Below are 838 nucleotides of genomic sequence, written 5' to 3'. Positions count from 1 at the left end.
CTCCCCCAGTCCGAGAAACACCACGCACCCCAGAGGACCTCCTCGACTTTCCGGGGCTGCGCAGGTTCATTCCTTGGTGGCCTGTGCTGAGCACGCTTCCGACTGAGCGGCGGGCTTGGCGGGATGATTCAGCCGGTCGTCCTGGTCCGGGGTTTTCCACAGGGTGGTGTCGGGGGCTGGTGTGGGGGCGTTGGTGCGGGTAGTGTCAATACACCGCTTGGATGGGCAGTGTTGCCTGGCCGGGCGGGGTATGGAGTTGTTTCGGTGGCGAGGAGGCTTCCGTGATGAGTGCGTCCCTACGATCTGCTGTGCCAGCCCCCACGCTCAGGGGCGCTCGGCAGTCTGCAACCTGCCTGGATCGCTCAACCCCGCCAATGCAGTGCCCCGCCGCATACGACCGTCAGACCGGTCTGAACCTCGATGGCGTCGACGAGCCCGCGGAGCAGGAGGCATTGGCGGTCAGTCAAGGACATGCGAGCAGCCCGCTATTCGCACTGGATCCGCGTCTGGCCGAACACACTCACAGCGGCCAGCGAGAGCTCGACGTCCCCGGCAAGCACAACAAGCAGCCGACTTCAGAAAGAGGGACGAAACAGTTAAGTGTCCGATCACCCGTGTTGGAACGAGACCTTGCTGCGCGTGTCCGTCACTCCCACCCGGGCCTCGGAAGCCCGTGCAGCCCCTGCGGCACCGGAGAGCGGGTGGAGCGGCCCCTATTGGCGATAGAGCCGGAGCGGCCGGGTGCGCTGGTGCTGTTATCGCGTAGGGGCCGGCCCGGTTCCCAACCCGGGGCTCGTCTTGGGCGCCGGCGGGGTGTGGCTGGCCTGGTGGTGGTGTG

It is taken from the genome of Actinomyces sp. HMSC075C01, assembly GCF_001812965.1.
Taxonomy (GTDB): domain Bacteria; phylum Actinomycetota; class Actinomycetes; order Actinomycetales; family Actinomycetaceae; genus Actinomyces; species Actinomyces acetigenes.
This window is presented reverse-complemented; position numbering follows the sequence as displayed.